An 18,155-nucleotide genomic window follows, 5' to 3' on the forward strand; every position below is an offset into this window, starting at 1 on the left:
GCCTGTCGAGTCACCGGCCTCCGCGGCCCGCCCGGATGGCGATCGCCATCGCGCCTGCCACCCCGGCGAGGGCGAGCAGTCGGGACCGCGGCACTCGCCAGCCGCCGTGCGTCGCGTTGCCGCGAGGCTGGGTCTCGAGGACGTTCCCCGGGGTCGGCTCGACCGTTCCGCCGCGCAGGGCCATCACGTCCATCGTCGCGGTGGTGCTGAGGTCGTAGAGCCGGGTGGGCAGCGCGCGCAGCGGCTCTGCGAGGCGCTGCGCGCGACCCACGTAGGTCACCGGGCGCGGACGGCGGGCCTGGCGCACGATGACCCGTGCGACCCGCTCGGGCGCGACGGCCGGGGGCAGCGGGTGCACGTTGCCGCCGGTGTAGTTGGCGGCCTGCTGGTAGATCGGCGTGTCGATGGTGGCCGGCAGTACCAGCGACACGTCGATGCCCTTGGCCTTGCGAAGCTCCTGCCGGAGCACCTCGCCGAAGCCGAGCAGGCCGAACTTGCTCGTGACGTACGGTGACACATAGGGCGTCGCGATTTTCGAGTAGATGGATGCGACGAGCACCAGCACGCCGTGCCCCTGAGCGCGGAACTGGGGGAGCACCGCGCGAGCACCGTAGACCTGGCCGTGCAGATTCGTCGCCATGATCTTCTCGAACACGTCCGCAGGAATGTCCTCGAACGTGCCGTAGGCGAAGACGGAGGCATTGCCCACCCACACGTCGATTCGTCCGAAGGCCGCGACGGCGGCCTCCGCGAGCGCGATCACCGCATCCTCGTCGCTCACGTCGGTGGGAACGGAGATCGCCTGCCCGCCGAGGCGTCGGCACTCGACGACCACATCGACGAGGTCGTCGGCGTTCCGTGCCGCGAGCACCACGGAAGCGCCGCGCTTCGCGAACGCGTGGGCCGTGGCCCGACCGATGCCGCTCGATGCGCCGGTGATCACGACGACCTGGTTGCGGTGACGTCTGGATGTGCGACTCATGCGCCCTCTTTCCTGTCTCTTTCACCCTAGGCCGACGGTTCCGCCCGCGCCCCGGCCACCGGCCTCGGGCGGCAGACCCTCGGCTGCTTCTAGGCTGGGCCCGTGGCGACCAACGGCGGGCAGGTGCGGATCGCCATCGTCGCCGATGACCTCACCGGCGCCGGCGACTCGGCCGTGCAGTTCGTCGGCCCGTCCGTCGACGTGCGCATCGTCCTGTCCGACGACGCGCCGCGCGGCGCCGTCAGAGCCGACACGCCTGCCGACACCGCCGGAGCCGAGGCGCGAACCGTTGTTCGGGCCTATCCCGCCGATTCCCGCGCACTGGCGGCGGAAGCGGCGGCGTCGGCGACGGCCCATGCCGTGAGCCGTGCCGTGTCCGATGGTGCGCATTCCCTGTTCGTGAAGGTCGACTCCACCCTGCGGGGGTCCGTGGCGCATCAGATCGATGGCGCCCTGTCGGAGTGGCGGCGCACGCATCCCAGCAGCTTCGCGGTGGTGTGTCCGGCCTATCCCCGCATGGGACGCACTGTCGAGGATGCCGTGGTGCGCGTGCACGGGCGCCCGGTTGCGCACACGGCCGCCGCCACCGATCCGGTGACGGCGATGTCGGCGAGCGACCTCGGCACTCTGCTTCCCCACAGCGTTCACGTGCGGGCATCGGGAGCAGGCGCGCTCGCCGACGCCCTCGTCTCGGCGGGCCGATCGGGCGCGGTGGTCACGATGGATGCCCGCACCGACGCTGAGCTTGCGCAGGTCGCCGCGGCCATCGACGCCCTCGGCGGCATCGCGGTGCCCGTCGGATCCGCCGGGCTCGCCTCCGCCATGGCAGCGGTGTGGCTCGCGGTCGACAGCGAATCCGTCGAGGGTGCGCCCCTCCCGCCACACCGATCGCTGTCGGTCGCGCCGATCGGCCCGGAGCGGGCCGATGTTACGGATGCCGTTCCGCGGATCCTCGTGGTGGTGTCGTCGTTGCACGCGGTATCGCGCACGCAGGCGGCCGCGCTGGTCCGTGAACGGGGACCGGCCGACGTGGCGGTGCGGGAACCGACCGCGGAAGAGCTGCGCGATCGGGCCGCCGCCGCGCGCTTCGTGTCCGGCGCACGGAACCCACGAGGCGCCCGGGGCGATGGTGCGCAGGGTGTGACGCTGCTGCTGAGCCCGGCGCCGGTGCGCGGCGGCGCCGCGGTCGACGTCACAGCGCGCACCAGGCCGAGTGCCGAGACGGTCGCCGACTCCCTGGCCCGGGTCGCCCTCGGCCTGGTGCGCGAGCAGGGCATCGACACGGTGGTGCTCGTGGGCGGGGATGGTGCGCGTGCGGTGCTCGACGCATCCGGCGCCCGCGCCATGCGCGTCGACGGTCAACCGCTCGAGGGCGTGGTGCTCGGCGAGGTGATCGGCGGTGAACTCTCCGGCCTGCGCGTGATCACGAAGTCGGGCGGTTTCGGCGACGATCGCACGCTGATCGACGTGCTGGAAACGCTATAGAAAAGCTATGGTCGAGGAGCGCCTCCCGGGTGTACCGTGATGTCCGGTAAGCCGGGAAGTCTGGTCGGCACGCGTTTCTCGCGTGCGCCCGAGCCGACCGGTTGCGGGCGCGGTGCTCGTCCCGAAGGACCGATCATGGCCGCAAACACCGTCATTTCGACAGACACCGTCTTTTCAACAGACACCGTCATCTCCGCTGCGTCGCTCACCAAGCGATTCGGCCGCTCCACAGCCCTCGCCGGACTCGACCTCACCGTCGAGCGCGGCGAGGTGCACGGATTCCTCGGTCCGAACGGTGCCGGCAAGTCGACCACCCTCCGCATCCTGCTCGGGTTGATGCGCGCGTCCGGCGGAACGGTCTCGGTGCTCAGTCGCGATCCTTGGCGCGATGCGGAGGCGGTGCGCCGAGCGGTCGCCTACGTGCCCGGCGACGTGAGCCTCTGGCCCGGCCTGACCGGCGGCGAGATCGTCGATCTCCTCACGTCGCTGAGGGGTGGCGCGGATGCCGGCCTGCGTCGCCGCCTCCTCGACGACTTCGAGCTCGACCCGCGCAAGAAGGCGCGGGCGTACTCGAAAGGCAACCGGCAGAAAGTGGGTCTCGTCGCGGCCCTGGCCCGGCCGGCCGAGCTCTACATCTTCGACGAGCCGACATCCGGCCTGGATCCGGTCATGGAGTCGGTCTTCCGCGAGCATCTGCGCCGCATCCGCGACGACGGAAGCACCGTGCTGCTGTCCAGTCACATCCTCAGCGAGGTCGAGCACGTCTGCGACCGGGTGACGATCATCCGCGGCGGGGTGACGGTGGAGTCCGGGTCGCTCGCAGAACTGCGGCACGTCACTCGGGCGTCCTTCCGTGTCACGGGCCTACCGCCGGAATCCGACGTCGCCGGATCACCGGGGGTACACGCGTTCACCCGCGACGGTGAGTCCGCCTCCTTCGAAGTGGATCACACCGGGGTCGCCGACGTGCTTACGGCGCTCGGCCGCGCAGGAGTGACGGGCATTCTCGTCGCACCGCCCTCGCTCGAGTCCCTCTTCCTGCGGCACTACAGTGCTCCGACCGCCCCCGACGGGACGGACGGGACAGACGGCCGCACGCGCGGGACCGGTGCGGCCGCCGCTGGCCGGGCGAGTCACCGAGACGGTGGCACCTCATGAGCGGCACGGCGAGACTCGCCCTGTTCACGCTCCGCACCGAGCGGTGGCACCTGACGGCGTGGGTGCTCGGGATCACCGCCCTCGTCCTCGCCTCGGCGACGGCCGTCGTGACGGAGTTCGCCGCGGAATCCGCCCGTGCCTCCATCGTCGCGGTCGCGGCGGCCAATCCCGCGTTCCTGTTCCTGCGCGGCACCCCCGACGGCACGTCGCCCGGGTCGGTCTTCTTCTTCCAGGGCTTCACCTTCATCGCCGTCCTTACGGGCCTGATGTCCACCTTTCTCGTGGTGCGCAACACCCGTGCGAACGAGGACACGGGGCGAGCCGAACTCGTCGGTGCCCTTCCCCTCAGGCGCACCTCCGTAGTGATCGCGGTGCTCGGGGTGCTGCTCCTCGCCGACGTGGTGCTCGGTCTGCTCGTGGCGGCGGCTCTCCTCGCCGTGGGTCTCGATGCGGGTGGGGCGGCTCTCACGGGGCTCGCAACGACCTCGGTCGGTCTCGTCTTCGGCGCCGTCGCCGCGGTGGTCACCCAGGTGATGCCGACGTCCCGCGGGGCGAATGGCGCGTCGGCGGCACTGGTCGGGGTCGCCTACCTCGCTCGCGCGTGGGGGGATGCCACGGGGCGAGCGAATGCGGAACTGACGAAGGTCGACTCGGCCTGGCCGTCCTGGTTGTCACCCATCGGCTGGGCCCAGGCCGTCTCTCCGTTCGGCGAGGCCGACGTCCGGCCCTTGCTTCTCTCCCTCGGGCTCACGGCCGTGCTCGGCGCAGTCGCTGTCGCCATGCAGCGCGGTCGCGATCTCGGGGCGAGCGTGCTGCGTGAGCGACCGGGGCGCGCGGCCGCCTCCCCGGTACTGCGTTCGGCCGTCAGTCTGGCCTTTCGGGCGCAGTGGCCGACGCTCGTGGGATGGAGCATCGCCGCGGCGGTGCTGGGGAGCATCGCGGGTGCACTCGCCCCCACCGTGGCCGATGCGATCGGAGGGAACGCCAGTCTGCGCGAGTTGATCGCGCGATTGCTGCCCGGCACCCGGGCCGACACGGTCGACGTGTTCACGACGGCGATCCTTGGCATCTGCGGCGTCCTCGCGGCGGCCGCCGGAGTGCAGGCGGTGCTGCGCGCCCGTGCCGAGGAGGGCGAGGGGCGCGTCGAGTTGGTGCTGTCGGCGCCGGTCCACCGCGCGCGCTGGTTGCTGGGGCACGTGCTGGTCGGGTTCTTCTCCGTGGTCGTGGTCGCCACCGTCGCCGGATGCGCGGCAGGTCTCACCTTTCTGCTGGGCGGGGAACCGGGGGAGAGGGTGCCGGGGTCGCTGGCCGCAGCCCTCGCGCACGTGCCGGCCGCGCTGGTGCTGGTGGCCGCCAGCGCGCTGTTGTACGCCCTTGCACCCCGCGTCGCGATCGCGGCGAGCTGGGCGCTGCTGGTGCTGGCCCTCGTGGCGGGGCAGTTCGGCGATCTCCTCCAGCTACCGCAGGAGGTGCGCGACCTCAGTCCCTTCGCCCACTCGTCGGCGCTTCCACTCGAACCCCTGGATGGAGTCGCGGTGATCGTGCTGTGCGGCATCGCCGCCGCGGGCACCATCGTCGCCGTGATCGCGTTCCGGCGGCGGGACATCCCCGTGTGATGCCCCACCGGCCCACCGGCCCACCGGCCCACCGGCTGAGCGCCTCGCGCAACCGTCGCGACCCCGGACGATCACCGGATGGTGCCCGGTCCGGTAGACATGAGGCAGGCACGACTCACCGACGAGGAAGCGCGGCACCATGACTCCCACCGACCAGGATCCACCCCCTCCCGCACGGCTCCCCGTGCTCGGCATCACGCTGGGCGATGTGGCGGGCGTCGGCCCGGAGATCACGGCGAAGACCCTGCTGCACCATCCCGAATTGCGGAGCGAGTGCGTGCCGGTGGTGCTCGGCGACGAGGCGGCGATGCGCAGGGGCGTGGAGTGGATCGGCGGGAACCCCGACGCGGTACGGGTGATTCCGGGCCCGGCAGAAGCGACCAACGACCCGGGGCTCATCGAGTTGATCCAGATCGGTGACCCGCTCGGTGACGTCGCACCCGGAAAGCTCGACCCCCGCGCGGGCGACGGCGCATACCGCTACGTCGTCGCCGCGTGCGACCTCGCGAAGGCCGGCGCCGTCGATGGCATCGTGACCGCTCCGCTCAACAAGGCGGCGCTGCACGCCGGCGGCCACTCCTACCCCGGTCACACCGAGCTGCTCGCCTCGGAGTTCGGCGCGGAGAACTACAGCCTCGTCCTCTCCGCCGGTGACCTGTACGTGTTCCATGTCACGACGCACGTGTCGCTGCGGCAGGCCATCGACGACGTGACGCTCCAGCGCACCGGCCAGGTACTCACGCTCGCCGGGGCGTTCGCCCGCGCGCTCGGCCGTCCCGACGAGGAGATCGCGCTCGCCGGTCTGAACCCGCACGCGGGGGAGGGCGGCCTGTTCGGTCGCGAGGAGATCGACATCCTCCAGCCCGCGGTCGAGGCCGCCCGCGCGTCCGGCCTCCGCGTCTCCGGACCCCACCCGGCGGATGCACTGTTCCCAGGAGCGGTGAAGGGCAAGTGGAATCTCGTGATCGCGACCTACCACGACCAGGGTCACGCGCCGTTCAAGTCGGTGTACGGCGACAACGGCGTCAACATCACCGTGGGTCTTCCCACCGTGCGCGTGTCGGTCGACCACGGCACCGCGTTCGACATCGCGGGCACCGGTGTCGCCCGTGAGGCGAGCCTGCTCCTGTCCTGCCGTCGTGCCGCGCAACTCGCCCCCGGCTGGGACGAGGTCTGGCAGGCTGCGCGCGGCGCCTGAGCATCCGGTGCGGGAGTCGCAAGTCACGCGAGCGCGACTGAACGACAATGCTGTCTGTACTCCACCGGCGTCCGATTGAAGCGTCGCCGGAAGCACGTCGCGAAGTACTGACTGGACGCGAATCCGCAGGCGTGGGCGATATCCGACATCCGCAGATCGGTTCCGCTCAGTAGGTCGGCTGCCTGGGTCAAGCGGAGAGCATTGAGGTGTTCAAGCGGCGATATGTTCAGGATCTGCCGACAGTGATGGACGAATCGTGTCCTGCCGAGCCCGCACTCGCCAGCCATCTGCTCCACCGTCCACGGTTCGCTGATGCGGTCGGGAAGCTGGGTGATGAACCACCGCACCGTGCGTTCGGTGGAAGAGAGATACGGGTTGAGTACCGGCGTCTCGTTCTCCAACAGATCCCGCAGCTCGATCAGAACCTCAGTCGTGGCTGTCGCGATCCGCGCCATCGGCTGGCTGACCTGGCCGCGCAACGTTCGCTCCAGCGTCGTGACGGCAGAGAGCAGCGCTTTGTTCGCGCGCCACACAGGTCGCTCGTTATGGCTGAGCAGTTCGGTCAGGCGAGCGAGATCGCTCGCGGGGATCGGCAGCCAACTCGGCCACACCCATTCCTGGTTGGGCCTCCGCACATCGACGTCGATGATGAACCAGGTCAGCGTCGACGACCGAACATTCGGGCGTCCCACCCGGTGCAGTTGCCAGGGCCGCATTATCGTCAGGTCACCGGCGACGAGGTCGTATTCCTCGCTCTCGCATGAGAAGTCGAGAGATCCTGCAGTGAGGCAACTGATCTCGATGCCTTCATTCCTGTGCCAGTCGAGCCCCCACTGTTGGTCGCACGTCGCTTCCCATGTACCGACGCTCTTGAGCTGGGGTAACGCATCCGCTTCGAGCGCTACACCGGGGTACGTCCCCCGCCCGTAGGCGGACATCTTGACCTCGTTGGCGTCACTCGCCTGCCGCAGCGGCGCGCAGGTGTCCGCGACGAACTTCCCTGTCGGCCCGGCGTACGTAGCCAGCGGCTGTATCTCCACAGGGTCACAGTAGGGCGACTCTCCGCTTTCGAACAAGCGATTTCCTCACATCCGGGTTTGCACAAACCATCACTGGTCGAAAGTGAACGACAAACGCTGGGCGGGTCCCTAGCGTATGTCGCACGCCAACCCCGGTGTCTCGACGAAGAGGAGAAAGTTCCGTGCCCATCACACTCGGCTGTTTCGCATTGGTCGATCCGTTCTCAACGCTCGATCACCAACTGGACCGGGTTCGCGATTGGGGATTCTCCTTCGCCGACGTCACGGACACGGGAGACGGGGCCGTACTGGGGAACCACTTCGGGTTCACCGCCGTGGCAAGTCTCGACGCCAACCCGTGGGACATCAAGCGCCTGTTCGACGAGCGTGGGCTGACGATCACCTCGTACTGCGCGCATTCCGACCTGCTGGACCCGACGGCACCGTGGCGGTACGGGACGTCCCAGATCATGAAGGCGGTGCGAGCAGCCGGAACGATCGGGGTCAAGCACGTGGTCACGACCGAGGGGGAACCGGTCACGGCTTTCGGCCATGGGCTCTCTTTCGACGAGGCCATCTTCACCATCGCGGAGAAGCTCCACGAGCCTCTCCGCGTCGCGGAGGACTACGGCGTCACCATCCTTCTGGAACCGCACGGCCCGTACACCGGAACGATCGACGGAACTTCCGCCCTGCTGGAACGCATCGATTCGCCGGCTCTCGGTCTGAACCTGGATACCGGCAACCTGTGGCTCGCGGGGAGCGATCCGGTCGAGTACGTGCGAACCTTCGGCGATCGCATCCAACACGTGCACTGGAAAGACCTCGGCGCCGAATGGGAGGAGAAGAGGGGTTCGGTGTTCGGGTGCGGAATGTCGACGATCGCCGTGGGTTCCGGGGTGATCGATATCGACGGCGCCTTCGCTGAGTTGCAGGCCGTCGGGTACGACGGCCACTCGACCCTCGAGGTCGGTGGCGACGACGCGGTGCTCGGCTCCGCGGAGTACCTCGTCGGCCTCGGCGCGGTCAAGTGATGACGCGAGCAACGAGAATCCCGAAACCAGTGTTCCGGGCGGCCTGACATGACATCGATCATCATCTTCTCGGGTACGGTCGGCTTCCGACACGATTCCCTCGAGGCCGGAGTTCGTGCCGCCGAGCAACTCGGGGCGGATGCGGGCGTCGAGGTCGTGGCGACCGAGGACGCGCGCATCTTCACGTCCAGCGATCTGGCGGAAGCCGCTGCCGTCGTCTGGATGCAGGCGTCCGGTACCGGCCTCCTCGACGCGGACCAACGTGCCGCTTACGAACGATTCACGGCGGACGGCGGCGGTTTCGCGGGGGTGCACGCCGCGTCCGATGCCGAACGCGACTGGCCGCTGTTCAGTCAGCTGGTGGGTGCGCGCTTCCGCGAGCACCCGGCAGAACTGCAAACCGCGCCGATTCAGGTCGAACGGCCGGACGACGCGTCGATGAAGTCGGTTCCCGAACCGTGGCTCTGGAACGAGGAGTGGTACGCGTTCGAGAGCAACCCGCGGGATTCCGTCGAGGTACTCGCGACCATCTCCGAAGACACCTATGCGCCGGGGAGCGCCTCGATGGGCGTGGATCATCCACTTGTCTGGCGGACCCGGGTGGGTGCCGCGCGCGGGTGGTACACCTCCCTGGGACACTCCGCCGAGGCCTTCGACGACGCGACCTTTCGCCAGCACCTCTGGGGCGGGATCTCATCCGTGCTGAACGACAACAACCACACCAGGAGGAACAAGTGACGTATCGAGCAGCAATTGTCGGCGCCGGCGCCCCCGTCGCCGCTACCAATGCCAACCTCGAGGGGTTCTCCATCGGATACTCGCACGCCCGCGGCTACCTCGCGTGCTCCGACGTCGACATCGTCGCGATCGCCGACATCAACGAGGCGAATGCGCAGGCCCTGGCCTCGTTCTCGGGTGGGGCATCCGCCTACACCAGCCTCGCTGAACTCCTCGCCCAGGAACAGGTAGACATTCTCAGCGTCTGCACCTGGCCGACGCTGCACGCCGAAATGGTCCTCGCCGCGATCGAGGCAGGCGTGCGAGTGATTCTCTGCGAGAAGCCCATGGCCGTCTCTGTCGACGAGATCGACAGGATGGTCACCGCCGCTGACGCCGCGGGCGCCCGCTTGTTCGTCAATCATCAGCGCCGGTACGAGCAGCCCTATGCGGGCGCTCGTCGGCTCATCGACGCGGGGCACCTCGGTGAACTTGTGAGAGTCGAGGGCTACGTAGGCGATGGATGGGATCTGATGTCCTGGGGCAGTCATTGGGTGGACATGTGCCGTTTCCTCAACGCGGACCGCGACGTCTCCTGGGTCCTCGCGGCCGCCGACTCGAACGGCAACGTGCGCTACGGCCACTTCGTCGAGGATCACATGTTGCTGCAGTTCGGCTTCGCGGACAACAGCACGCTGGCTCTGGTCCACACCGGTGCGCACACCTCCGGTGCCGGCCTCATTGTCATCGGCACTAAGGGAACCATGCACCTGAGCGAGAACTCCGCATCCCTCGCTGTCGAAAGCGGCGAATCCAGCGACCTTCGACAGCAGTATCTGGACATCCGCCCCGATTCGCGGCAGGGATTCGTCGACGCGATCGCCGACATCGTCTCAAGCATCGCGGACGGCGGAACCACCCAGATCGAAGGAGTCTCCGGTCACCTCGACACGGAAATCATGATGGCCGCCTATGCCTCGGCGCGGGACGGCCACGTGAAGACACTTCCCCTGTCAGACCGCTCGATCGACCTCAGGGCGAACTGAACCACGCACTTGCCCGCAATGTCGCGGGGAACATCACACACACATAGGAGGCACCAATGAATTCCTCACAGTCGAACCCGGCTCTGTCACGCCGAACCTTCATCGGCATGGCCAGCGCCGCCGCCATGGTTCCGCTTCTCGCCAGCTGCGCTCCGACAACGTCTGGCGTGGCCAGTCAGGAGAGCGGGGAGGTGACGCTGAACATCTGGAGCAATGCTCCTGACTTCACGAAGTTCTTCGCGAGCCGGGCCGAGGGCCTCTCCGAGTCCGGGCCGTACGACTACACGATCGAGCAGCTCCAATCCGACGCGGGCGACATCACCACCAAGGCGCTCGCGGCGTACGCCGCCAACGGGGCGCTCCCGAGCCTGCTCGGTATCGAAATTGCTCAGTTCTCACGCTTCATGAAGAACAACATCGCTGGTGAAGCGCTCGCTGACCTGACCGACGAGATGGGCGCGCCTCGCGACGCCTTCTACGAGTCACGGGTTCAGCCGTATGTGAGCGACGGTGCGATCTACGCGATGGAGTCGCAGTTCCCACTCGTCACGCTGTATCAGCGAACCGACCTCTACGAGCAGTTGCAGATTCCGCAGGCGGACACCTGGGATGACTACATCAAGATCGGCGGTGAGATCTTCGCGAAGCACGGCACGAGTCTCGGTGTGATCGCGAACGACGATCCGACCTGGTTCGGAATGCTGCTCCAGCAGCGGGGAGGCCACTACTTCGATGAAGACGGCAACCTCGCCATCGATAGCCCCGAGGCCGTCGAGGTGCTGCAGCTCCTCGTCGACGGTGCGAACAACGGTGCCTTCACCGTCGTGAGTGACTTCTTCGGTGGACCGGGGACATCGCTCCTCAAGCAGAACAAGGTGGCCGCGTACTTCATGCCCGATTGGTTCAACACCTTCATCCTGCAGGCGAACGCCCCGGAGCAATCCGGTCTGTGGAAGCTCGCGCCGCTCCCGCTTTTCGCGGGTGGTGGTCACACGACCAGCGTGTGGGGCGGAACGGGGTTCGCGGTGTCGAAGGACATCCCCGAACGTGATGCCGCGATCGCCCTGCTCAGCGACGCCTACGGTACCGAAGACGGACAGGTGGATCGGTTCACCCAGACGGGATACCTTCCCACTCTCAAGTCGGCATGGGACTCCCCGACGGTGTTGGAGAAGACCGACCCGTACCTGGGCGGGCAGCGGGTGATGGAGCTGTACGCGACGCTCGCGCCGGACGCGCCGACCCAGTATCAGAGTGAGAACTGGGCGCTCCTCAGTACCGAGCTCGGCGGGGCCATCACCGCCGCCCTCACCGGACGCAAGACTCCCGCGGAGGCCATCAAAGATGCCGCTGCGAGCACGGAGAGTCAGAGCGCGTGAGATGGCACTGACTGCCCCTCCTTCCGGGGTGACTGCGCCCCGTGCGTCACGGAGGCGGGCGTCCTTCGTAAAGATCGCTCCCTACGTATTCCTCACTCCTTTCTATGTCGTGTTCCTGCTCTTCATTGCCGGACCGACACTGTTCGCGATCTATCTGAGCCTGCACAGTTGGGCCGGACTGGGGTCCTTCTCGTTCGTCGGGTTCGACAATTACACCAACCTGTTCACCAATGACGACTTCCATGCCGCCGCAGGGAACACCGCCTGGTACGTCCTCGGCGCCCTGCTCATCGTCCTGCCGCTCTCCCTCGGGTTGGCGGCGGTGCTGAACGCGCACGGCGTCCGCTGGAAGGGCTTCTTCCGCACATCGTTCTTCCTGCCGATCGTGCTGTCGCCCGTGATCGTGGCTCTTCTGTTCAACATCCTCTTCGACACGGGGACCGGTCTGGTGAACGGGGTCCTCAGCAGCGTTCTCGGAGTTCCGCCGGTCGGTTGGCTCGATACTCCGGTGTGGGCCAAGGTGACGATCGTGCTGGTCCTGATTTGGCGATACACCGGATACCTGATGATCTTCTTCCTCGCCGGCTTGCAGAATATCCCCCGGGAGCTGTACGAGGCGGCTTCTCTTGACGGCGCCGGTCCGTTCCGCCAGTTCAGTCGCATCACCATACCGATGCTGAAGCCGGTCACCGCCTTCGTCGTGGTCATCGTGCTCACGGGAACCGCGCAGATCTTCGAGGAGCCGTTCATCCTCACCAATGGCGGCCCAGGCAACGCCTCATTGAGCATCACGCAGTTCATCTTCCGGGCGGCGTTCCAACGTCAGGAGTTCGGACTCGCGGCTGCCGCCGGCGTCCTTCTATTCATCGTCGTGTTCGCCATCTCCCGGGTCATCGCATCGGTATTCGGAATCGGCAAGGAATCACAATGACTGCAGTGTCGTATCGCGAGGATGCGCGGGTTACCCCGCATCGCAACAAGAGCCGCGGTCGCAAGCTCGCCCTGATCGGCACGCATGTCGGCCTGTTCTTCTGGCTGATCGTCGCATTGACTCCGCTCATCTGGGCGTTGTCCGGTTCCTTCAAACCGATCGAGGACATCTTCGTCTCGCCTCCGCAGATCATCCCCGAACGCCCGACCGTCGCGAATTACACGGATCTGTTCAGCACGGTGCCCTTCTTCGGTTGGTTCATGAGGAGCATTCTCATAGCCGGGGGCACCGCAGCGTTCTCCACCTTCTTCTGCGCTCTGGCGGGGTTCGCGTTCGCGAAGTATCGCTTCCCGGGCGAGAAGATTCTGTTCAACATCATGCTGTCTTCGTTGATGATCCCCTTCGCGATCATCCTGGTGCCCCTCTTCATCGAGGTCACCCGAATGGGCCTGTCCAACCAGTACATCGCCTATTCGATCCCCTTCCTGATTCCGGCCTTCGGGATCTTCATGATGCGGCAGTTCATCGTGTCGGTACCGACCGAGCTCCTGGAGGCGGCACGGATAGACGGGTGTGGAGAGTTCCGGCTCTTCCTCGGGGTCGTGATCCCCGTGATCCGCCCGGCTCTCGGGGCGCTCTTCGTGTGGTTTTTCCTCACCGTGTACAACGACTTTCTCTGGCCGGCAGTGATCGTCTCCGACTCGTCGCGATACACCCTCACGCTGGGGTTGAACTCGTTGCGGACGGCGTACTCGACCGAGTACGGCTTGGTCCTTGCCGGCACGATGCTGGCAGCGCTGCCCACGTTGATCATCTTCATCCTGCTGCGCAAGCAGCTGATCGAAGGCTTGACGGCGGGAGCGGTGAAGGCCTGAGCCCTCCTCCGTTGCGCGCTGGCAGGCCGCGCGCGGCGCCTGAGCATCCGGTGCGGGAGTCGCGAGATCCGCCGCTTCGTCGACTCGAAGCGCGTAGACCTGACGGATGAAAGCACTCACTTGGCAAGGCAAGCGCAACGTCATCGTCGAAGAAGTCCCCGATCCGGTCATTCAGGACCCCACTGATGCGGTGATCCGCATCACCTCGACGGCGATCTGCGGTTCCGACCTGCACCTGTACGAGGTGTTCGGTCCGTACCTCGAGAAGGGTGATGTGCTCGGACACGAGAACATGGGGATCGTGGAGCAGGTCGGCTCCGCCGTCACGAACCTCGCACCCGGCGACCGCGTCGTCATCCCCTTCGTGATCGCCTGCGGCACCTGCTACATGTGCACGCGCGGCCTCACCACCCAGTGCGAGACCACCCAGAACCGTGACAAGGAATCCGGCGCGTCGCTCTACGGGTTCTCCGAGCTCTACGGATCCGTTCCCGGCGGCCAGGCCGAGAAGCTGCGGGTGCCGTACGCGGACTTCAACGCGACGAAGGTCGGCCACGAGCTGTCCGACGACCGCTACCTCTTCCTCAGCGACATCCTGCCCACCGCCTGGCAGGGCGTGCAGTACGCGGATGTGCCCGAGGGCGGCACGCTCGGCGTGATGGGGCTCGGCCCGGTCGGCCAGTTCGCCAGCCGCATCGGCGTCCACCTCGGCTACCGGGTGATCGCCGTTGATCCGGTGCCCGAGCGTCGCGCGATGGCGGAGCGCCACGGCGTGGAGACCATCGACCTGACCGGCGACGTGGTCGACGTGCTGCGCACGATGACCGATGGCCGCGGGCCCGACTCGATCGTGGATGCGGTGGGCATGGAGGCGCACGGCGCACCCGTCGCGGCATTCGTCGAGGCAGCGGCGGGCGTCCTGCCCGACGGCATCGCCAAGAAGGTGTTCAACACGGCGGGTCTCGACCGCCTCACGGCCCTGCACGCGTCCCTCGACGCCGTGCGACGCGGCGGCACCGTGTCCCTCAGCGGCGTCTACGCCGGCGAGGCCGACCCGATGCCGATGAAGTCGATGTTCGACAAGCAGATCACTCTGCGCATGGGCCAGTGCAACGTGCAGAAGTGGCGCGCCGATCTGCTGCCGCTGGTGGAGGACCCGTCCGACCCGCTGGGTGTGGAGGATCTCGTGACCCATCGCGTGCCGCTCGACCGTGCGCCCGAGATGTACGACATCTTCCAGAAGAAGGACGACGGGTGCATCAAGGTGGTTCTCACGCCGTAACGCGCAGCAGCGCGGAAGAATGGACTTCCGCGCTGCTTCCCAGATCGGCGCGGCTCTAGCCGATCGGAGGGTGGCGTGCCACGAGAACTGGTGTGGACGGGATTCGTCTCGGTGGACGGCGTGATGGATTCCCCCGGCGGAAGGGTCGAGGGCCATCCCGCCGGCGGGTGGGTGTTCCGCACGCCTTTCGTGCCCGAGGCCTTCTCGCTGAAGGAGGAGGAGCTCGACGACACCACCGCGCTTCTCTTCGGTCGGCGGAGCTACGAAGCCTTCGCGCCGATCTGGTCGACGTCGGAGGACCACCTCGCGTATCAGGCGTTGCCGAAGTACGTGCTGTCGACGACGCTCGACGCTGATTCGCTGGTGGACGGGTGGGGCGAGACCGCCATCCTGCGGTCCATCGACGACGTCAGCGCGCTCAAACAGAGCGACGGTGGTGCAATCTTCGTTCACGGCAGCGGAGGGCTGGCCCGAAACCTCGCCGATGCCGGCCTCATCGATCGCTACAACCTCCTCGTCTTCTCGGTGAGGGGAAGAGCATCTTCAGCCGGAGCACTCAGAGCGAACGCCGGCTCGTGCTCAGGGAATCCGCTGCCTATGGCAACGGGATTCTGAAGGTCGTTTACGACGTCGTGCACTGAAGCTCCTCCATACGGCTGACGCTCGTCGACGCGACGGACGCGCGGCCCTCAGCCCGATGTCGGGCTCAGGGGCGCGGATCGGTGCGCAGCAGCGACATCACGAGAACGTCGTGAGGTTCACCGTCGAAGACGAATGCGCTGCGCAACCGCCCTTCGACCACGAACCCGGTCCGGGAGTACACGGTCACGGCTCGAGGGTTGAAGTCCATGACCTCGAGCGAGATGCGGTCGAGGCCGGTCACCGCGAACGCGTGGTCGACCATCAGGCGAACGGCCTCCGAGCCGAGGCCCCGGTTCCGTCCTCCGGGGCCGATGAGGATCCGCAGGTTGCAGCTGCGATCATGCGGACTCCAGTCGTTGATCACCACCTCGCCCACGCACGTGTCGGTGCGTCGGTCGATGAGGGCGAGGTCCAGTCGGTCCCCCTGCCCTTCCCGGGACTCGTACCACGCGCGCGTCTTCTCATCCAGCACCGGGTGCCGTGCCGCCGCCTCGACCTCGGCCGTCGTGTGCGCCGAACCGGTGAGGCGGATGACATCGGGGTCGGCGAGGATGGGGCCCATCGCGTCGATGTCCTCAGCGGTGAAGCCGCGGAGAGTGACGAGATCACCGTCGAGGTGAGGAGTCCGCGGGAAGAGCCGGGCCGGGAGTTCGGGCATGCTCCCAGCTTGGAGCACCGGACGCCTTACTGCGAGGAGGGACCCCGTCGGTCAGTAGCCGTCGGGCTTGGTGGCGGCCCCGTCGAGCCAGAGGCGGTCCTTCGGGTCGCTGTGTGTTCCGCCGGTCCCCACATGCTTCCCATCGATGCGGTCACCTGTGGTGATGACGTGAACCATAGCCATTCCATGACCACGGCCGAGGCCGTACTCCTCCGACAGCCAGGCGAGAATCGGTCCCGCCGCGCTGTCCGGGCCGAATCCGCGTGCGTGCGCGAGGTCGATCAATTGGCGCGGGGTGAGGCCCGTCTTCTTCTCCACCGTGTCGAGGTAGGCCTGAAACGACATCGACATCCTTCCCTGTTCGGCCCAGTCTGTCGCGTCGTCCGGCTGACCCGCCAGCCCCCGAAGAACGCAGTCACTCGGGCAGTTGGGGTCCGGAAAGTCAGAGCAGGCGCTTGTCCCCGGTCCGCGCGATCCGGATCCAGCGATAACCGAAACCGTCGAGGGTCACGTTCAGCACGCCGTCATCGAGCAGATAGGTCTCGTTTCCGAGCAGGTCGATGGCGCGCGTGGATTCGTCCGTGTCGTCCAGCGTCACGGTGACCTTGCGTCCATCGGGCGCGAAGTTGTGCAGGGCGATCAGGCGCCCCATCGATCCCTGCAACGAGTGCACCAGCACGCAGGCGTGGGGCTGGGGGAGGATCTCGAAGTCGCCCCAGCCGATCTCCGGTGAGATCGCGTATGCCGCGACGAGCTGGCGGACGAAGTGGAACATCGACTCGGGGTCGTGCAGTTGGGCGGACACGTTGATGTGTTCGGCGGAGAAGCCGCCGCTGACGAGCGGATGAGGCAGGTCATCCGCGTCCGCACCGGAGAAGGCGCCATTCGGGCTGTCGGCCCACTGCATGGGTGTTCGCACCGCGGCCCGTCCGGGAAGCGTCGGGTGTTCGCCCATGCCGATCTCCTCGCCGTAGTAGAGCACCGGTGCGCCGGGGAGGGAGAACGTGAGGCTGTAGACCATGCGGATCCACCGCGGGTCCCCGCCGAGCATGGGTGGCAGTCGCCGAACGATGCCTCGTCCGTGGATGCGCATGGATTCCTCGGGAGCGAACGCCTCGAACACCTCGTTCCGCTCGTCCTCGCTGAGTTGATCAAGGGTGAGCTCGTCGTGGTTGCGCACGAAGTTCGCCCACTGGTTGGTGCGCGCGAGCTGCGGCCGCGCGCGGAGCGCTTCGACCAGCGGTCCCGCGTCCTCACGGGCGAGAGACAGATAGAGACGTTGGTTGGCGACGAAGTCGAACTGCATGGTCAACTCGTCGCCGTCCTCGTCGCCGAAGAATGCGATCTGCTTGTCGTACGGCAGGTTCACCTCGCCGAGCAACGCGCCCGCGCCGTTTCGTCGCCCGACGAACGTGCGGATGGCCTGTAGGTACTCGTGCTCGTTCTCCCCGCCGTTGTCGATGAGGAAGGGCACGGCGTCGACGCGGAAGCCATCGACCCCGATCTGCAGCCAGAAGCCGATGACCTTGGCGATCGCCTCCCGTACCTTCGGGTTGGCCGTATTGAGATCCGGTTGGTGACGATAGAAGGAGTGCTCGTAGTACTGACCCGCGGCCTCGTCGTAGAACCAGACGCCGTCCTCCGCATCGGGGAACATGCTCGCGCGCTGGTCCTCGGGCGGCTCGTCGCGCCAGATGTAGAAGTCCCGGTACGGGCTGTCCCGGCTCTGGCGTGCGGACTGGAACCACGGGTGCGCGTCGGACGTGTGATTGACGACGAGGTCGACGATGACGCGCATCCCCCGTTCGTGAGCGGTCCTCACCACCTCCACGAAGTCACCCAGATCGCCGTAGCGAGGGTCGACCCCGAAGTAGTCGGCGATGTCGTAGCCGTTGTCGGCTCGCGGGGAGGGGTAGAACGGCGCGAGCCACAGGCAGGTCACGCCGAGCTCGCCCAGGTAGTCCAGCCGGTGCGACAAGCCCTCGAAATCACCCGTGCCATCGTCGTTCCAGTCGAGATACGAGCCCACGTTCAGGTTGTAGAAGACGGCGGTCTTCCACCACATATCGCTGATGTCGCTGACCTTCATGAATGACTCCCGTCGATCCCGATGCCCCGTCAATCTATCCCGCG

Annotated in this window: 17 protein-coding genes; 12 read left to right on the forward strand and 5 right to left on the reverse strand. The window is 67.1% G+C overall.

Annotated features, from left to right (window positions below; genetic code table 11):
- Positions 1-10 precede the first annotated feature (10 nt).
- On the reverse strand, positions 11-982 hold the full coding sequence (locus EY822_RS06285; protein ID WP_150307485.1) for an SDR family NAD(P)-dependent oxidoreductase: 972 nt from the start codon (positions 980-982) through the stop codon (positions 11-13).
- 102 nt (positions 983-1,084) lie between these two features.
- Between EY822_RS06285 and EY822_RS06290 the strand changes: the two genes are divergently transcribed.
- The 4 genes from EY822_RS06290 (at position 1,085) to pdxA (ending at position 6,439) form a co-directional block, all read left to right on the forward strand.
- On the forward strand, positions 1,085-2,467 hold the full coding sequence (locus EY822_RS06290) for a four-carbon acid sugar kinase family protein (protein ID WP_150307486.1): 1,383 nt from the start codon (positions 1,085-1,087) through the stop codon (positions 2,465-2,467).
- Between the two features lie 135 nt (positions 2,468-2,602).
- Positions 2,603-3,625 (forward strand): ABC transporter ATP-binding protein, encoded by a 1,023-nt coding sequence (locus EY822_RS06295; protein ID WP_150307487.1) that lies wholly within the window; start codon positions 2,603-2,605, stop codon positions 3,623-3,625.
- Entirely contained in the window at positions 3,622-5,241 is a 1,620-nt protein-coding gene (locus tag EY822_RS06300; RefSeq protein WP_150307488.1) for an ABC transporter permease, read from the forward strand. The genes EY822_RS06295 and EY822_RS06300 overlap by 4 nt, the downstream gene beginning before the upstream one ends.
- A 139-nt stretch (positions 5,242-5,380) precedes the next feature.
- Positions 5,381-6,439: a 4-hydroxythreonine-4-phosphate dehydrogenase PdxA gene (gene pdxA, locus EY822_RS06305; RefSeq protein ID WP_150307489.1), complete on the forward strand. Its 1,059-nt coding sequence runs from the start codon at positions 5,381-5,383 to the stop codon at positions 6,437-6,439.
- A 23-nt stretch (positions 6,440-6,462) separates the two neighbouring features.
- Here pdxA and EY822_RS06310 read toward each other — a convergent pair whose 3' ends face one another.
- Positions 6,463-7,479 (reverse strand): AraC family transcriptional regulator, encoded by a 1,017-nt coding sequence (locus tag EY822_RS06310; protein ID WP_150307490.1) that lies wholly within the window; start codon positions 7,477-7,479, stop codon positions 6,463-6,465.
- A gap of 161 nt (positions 7,480-7,640) precedes the next feature.
- On the opposite strand from EY822_RS06310, the gene EY822_RS06315 reads away from it, so the two are divergent.
- The 8 genes from EY822_RS06315 (at position 7,641) to EY822_RS06350 (ending at position 15,337) form a co-directional block, all read left to right on the forward strand.
- The gene (locus EY822_RS06315; protein ID WP_227497070.1) at positions 7,641-8,492 is read left to right on the forward strand and encodes a sugar phosphate isomerase/epimerase family protein; all 852 of its coding nucleotides are present in this window, start codon (positions 7,641-7,643) and stop codon (positions 8,490-8,492) included.
- A 48-nt stretch (positions 8,493-8,540) separates the two neighbouring features.
- The gene (locus EY822_RS06320; RefSeq protein WP_150307491.1) at positions 8,541-9,230 is read left to right on the forward strand and encodes a ThuA domain-containing protein; all 690 of its coding nucleotides are present in this window, start codon (positions 8,541-8,543) and stop codon (positions 9,228-9,230) included.
- Positions 9,227-10,255, forward strand: coding sequence for a Gfo/Idh/MocA family protein (locus EY822_RS06325; RefSeq protein ID WP_227497071.1), 1,029 nt, complete (start codon positions 9,227-9,229; stop codon positions 10,253-10,255). Before EY822_RS06320 ends, EY822_RS06325 begins: the two co-directional genes overlap by 4 nt.
- A gap of 56 nt (positions 10,256-10,311) precedes the next feature.
- Positions 10,312-11,634, forward strand: coding sequence for an ABC transporter substrate-binding protein (locus EY822_RS06330; RefSeq protein ID WP_150307493.1), 1,323 nt, complete (start codon positions 10,312-10,314; stop codon positions 11,632-11,634).
- 109 nt (positions 11,635-11,743) lie between these two features.
- Entirely contained in the window at positions 11,744-12,565 is an 822-nt protein-coding gene (locus EY822_RS06335; RefSeq protein ID WP_227497072.1) for a carbohydrate ABC transporter permease, read from the forward strand.
- The gene (locus EY822_RS06340; protein WP_150307495.1) at positions 12,562-13,440 is read left to right on the forward strand and encodes a carbohydrate ABC transporter permease; all 879 of its coding nucleotides are present in this window, start codon (positions 12,562-12,564) and stop codon (positions 13,438-13,440) included. Before EY822_RS06335 ends, EY822_RS06340 begins: the two co-directional genes overlap by 4 nt.
- 106 nt (positions 13,441-13,546) lie before the next feature.
- Positions 13,547-14,722, forward strand: a complete 1,176-nt coding sequence (locus EY822_RS06345) for a zinc-dependent alcohol dehydrogenase (protein ID WP_150307496.1) — start codon at positions 13,547-13,549, stop codon at positions 14,720-14,722.
- 75 nt (positions 14,723-14,797) lie between these two features.
- Positions 14,798-15,337 (forward strand): dihydrofolate reductase family protein, encoded by a 540-nt coding sequence (locus tag EY822_RS06350; protein WP_319803462.1) that lies wholly within the window; start codon positions 14,798-14,800, stop codon positions 15,335-15,337.
- Between the two features lie 91 nt (positions 15,338-15,428).
- On the opposite strand, the gene EY822_RS06355 is transcribed toward EY822_RS06350, so the two are convergent.
- From EY822_RS06355 to EY822_RS06365, 3 genes are all read right to left on the reverse strand, one after another.
- Entirely contained in the window at positions 15,429-16,022 is a 594-nt protein-coding gene (locus tag EY822_RS06355) for a GNAT family N-acetyltransferase (protein ID WP_150307497.1), read from the reverse strand.
- A 51-nt stretch (positions 16,023-16,073) separates the two neighbouring features.
- Entirely contained in the window at positions 16,074-16,367 is a 294-nt protein-coding gene (locus EY822_RS06360; RefSeq protein WP_150307498.1) for a DUF4287 domain-containing protein, read from the reverse strand.
- A 97-nt stretch (positions 16,368-16,464) separates the two neighbouring features.
- Entirely contained in the window at positions 16,465-18,111 is a 1,647-nt protein-coding gene (locus EY822_RS06365) for an alpha-amylase family protein (RefSeq protein WP_150307499.1), read from the reverse strand.
- Between the last annotated feature and the right edge of the window lie 44 nt (positions 18,112-18,155).

Origin of the sequence: Planctomonas psychrotolerans (assembly GCF_008642235.1) — a bacterium.
GTDB classification, from domain to species: Bacteria; Actinomycetota; Actinomycetes; order Actinomycetales; family Microbacteriaceae; genus Planctomonas; species Planctomonas psychrotolerans.

Coding starts and splice junctions, on each gene's coding strand:
- EY822_RS06355 (WP_150307497.1), bottom strand. CDS start 16,022: ATGCCCGAACTCCCGGCCCGGCTCTTCCCGCGGACTCCTCACCTCGAC.
- EY822_RS06295 (WP_150307487.1), top strand. CDS start 2,603: ATGGCCGCAAACACCGTCATTTCGACAGACACCGTCTTTTCAACAGAC.
- EY822_RS06300 (WP_150307488.1), top strand. CDS start 3,622: ATGAGCGGCACGGCGAGACTCGCCCTGTTCACGCTCCGCACCGAGCGG.
- EY822_RS06340 (WP_150307495.1), top strand. CDS start 12,562: ATGACTGCAGTGTCGTATCGCGAGGATGCGCGGGTTACCCCGCATCGC.
- EY822_RS06320 (WP_150307491.1), top strand. CDS start 8,541: ATGACATCGATCATCATCTTCTCGGGTACGGTCGGCTTCCGACACGAT.
- EY822_RS06285 (WP_150307485.1), bottom strand. CDS start 982: ATGAGTCGCACATCCAGACGTCACCGCAACCAGGTCGTCGTGATCACC.
- pdxA (WP_150307489.1), top strand. CDS start 5,381: ATGACTCCCACCGACCAGGATCCACCCCCTCCCGCACGGCTCCCCGTG.
- EY822_RS06330 (WP_150307493.1), top strand. CDS start 10,312: ATGAATTCCTCACAGTCGAACCCGGCTCTGTCACGCCGAACCTTCATC.
- EY822_RS06345 (WP_150307496.1), top strand. CDS start 13,547: ATGAAAGCACTCACTTGGCAAGGCAAGCGCAACGTCATCGTCGAAGAA.
- EY822_RS06365 (WP_150307499.1), bottom strand. CDS start 18,111: ATGAAGGTCAGCGACATCAGCGATATGTGGTGGAAGACCGCCGTCTTC.
- EY822_RS06360 (WP_150307498.1), bottom strand. CDS start 16,367: ATGTCGTTTCAGGCCTACCTCGACACGGTGGAGAAGAAGACGGGCCTC.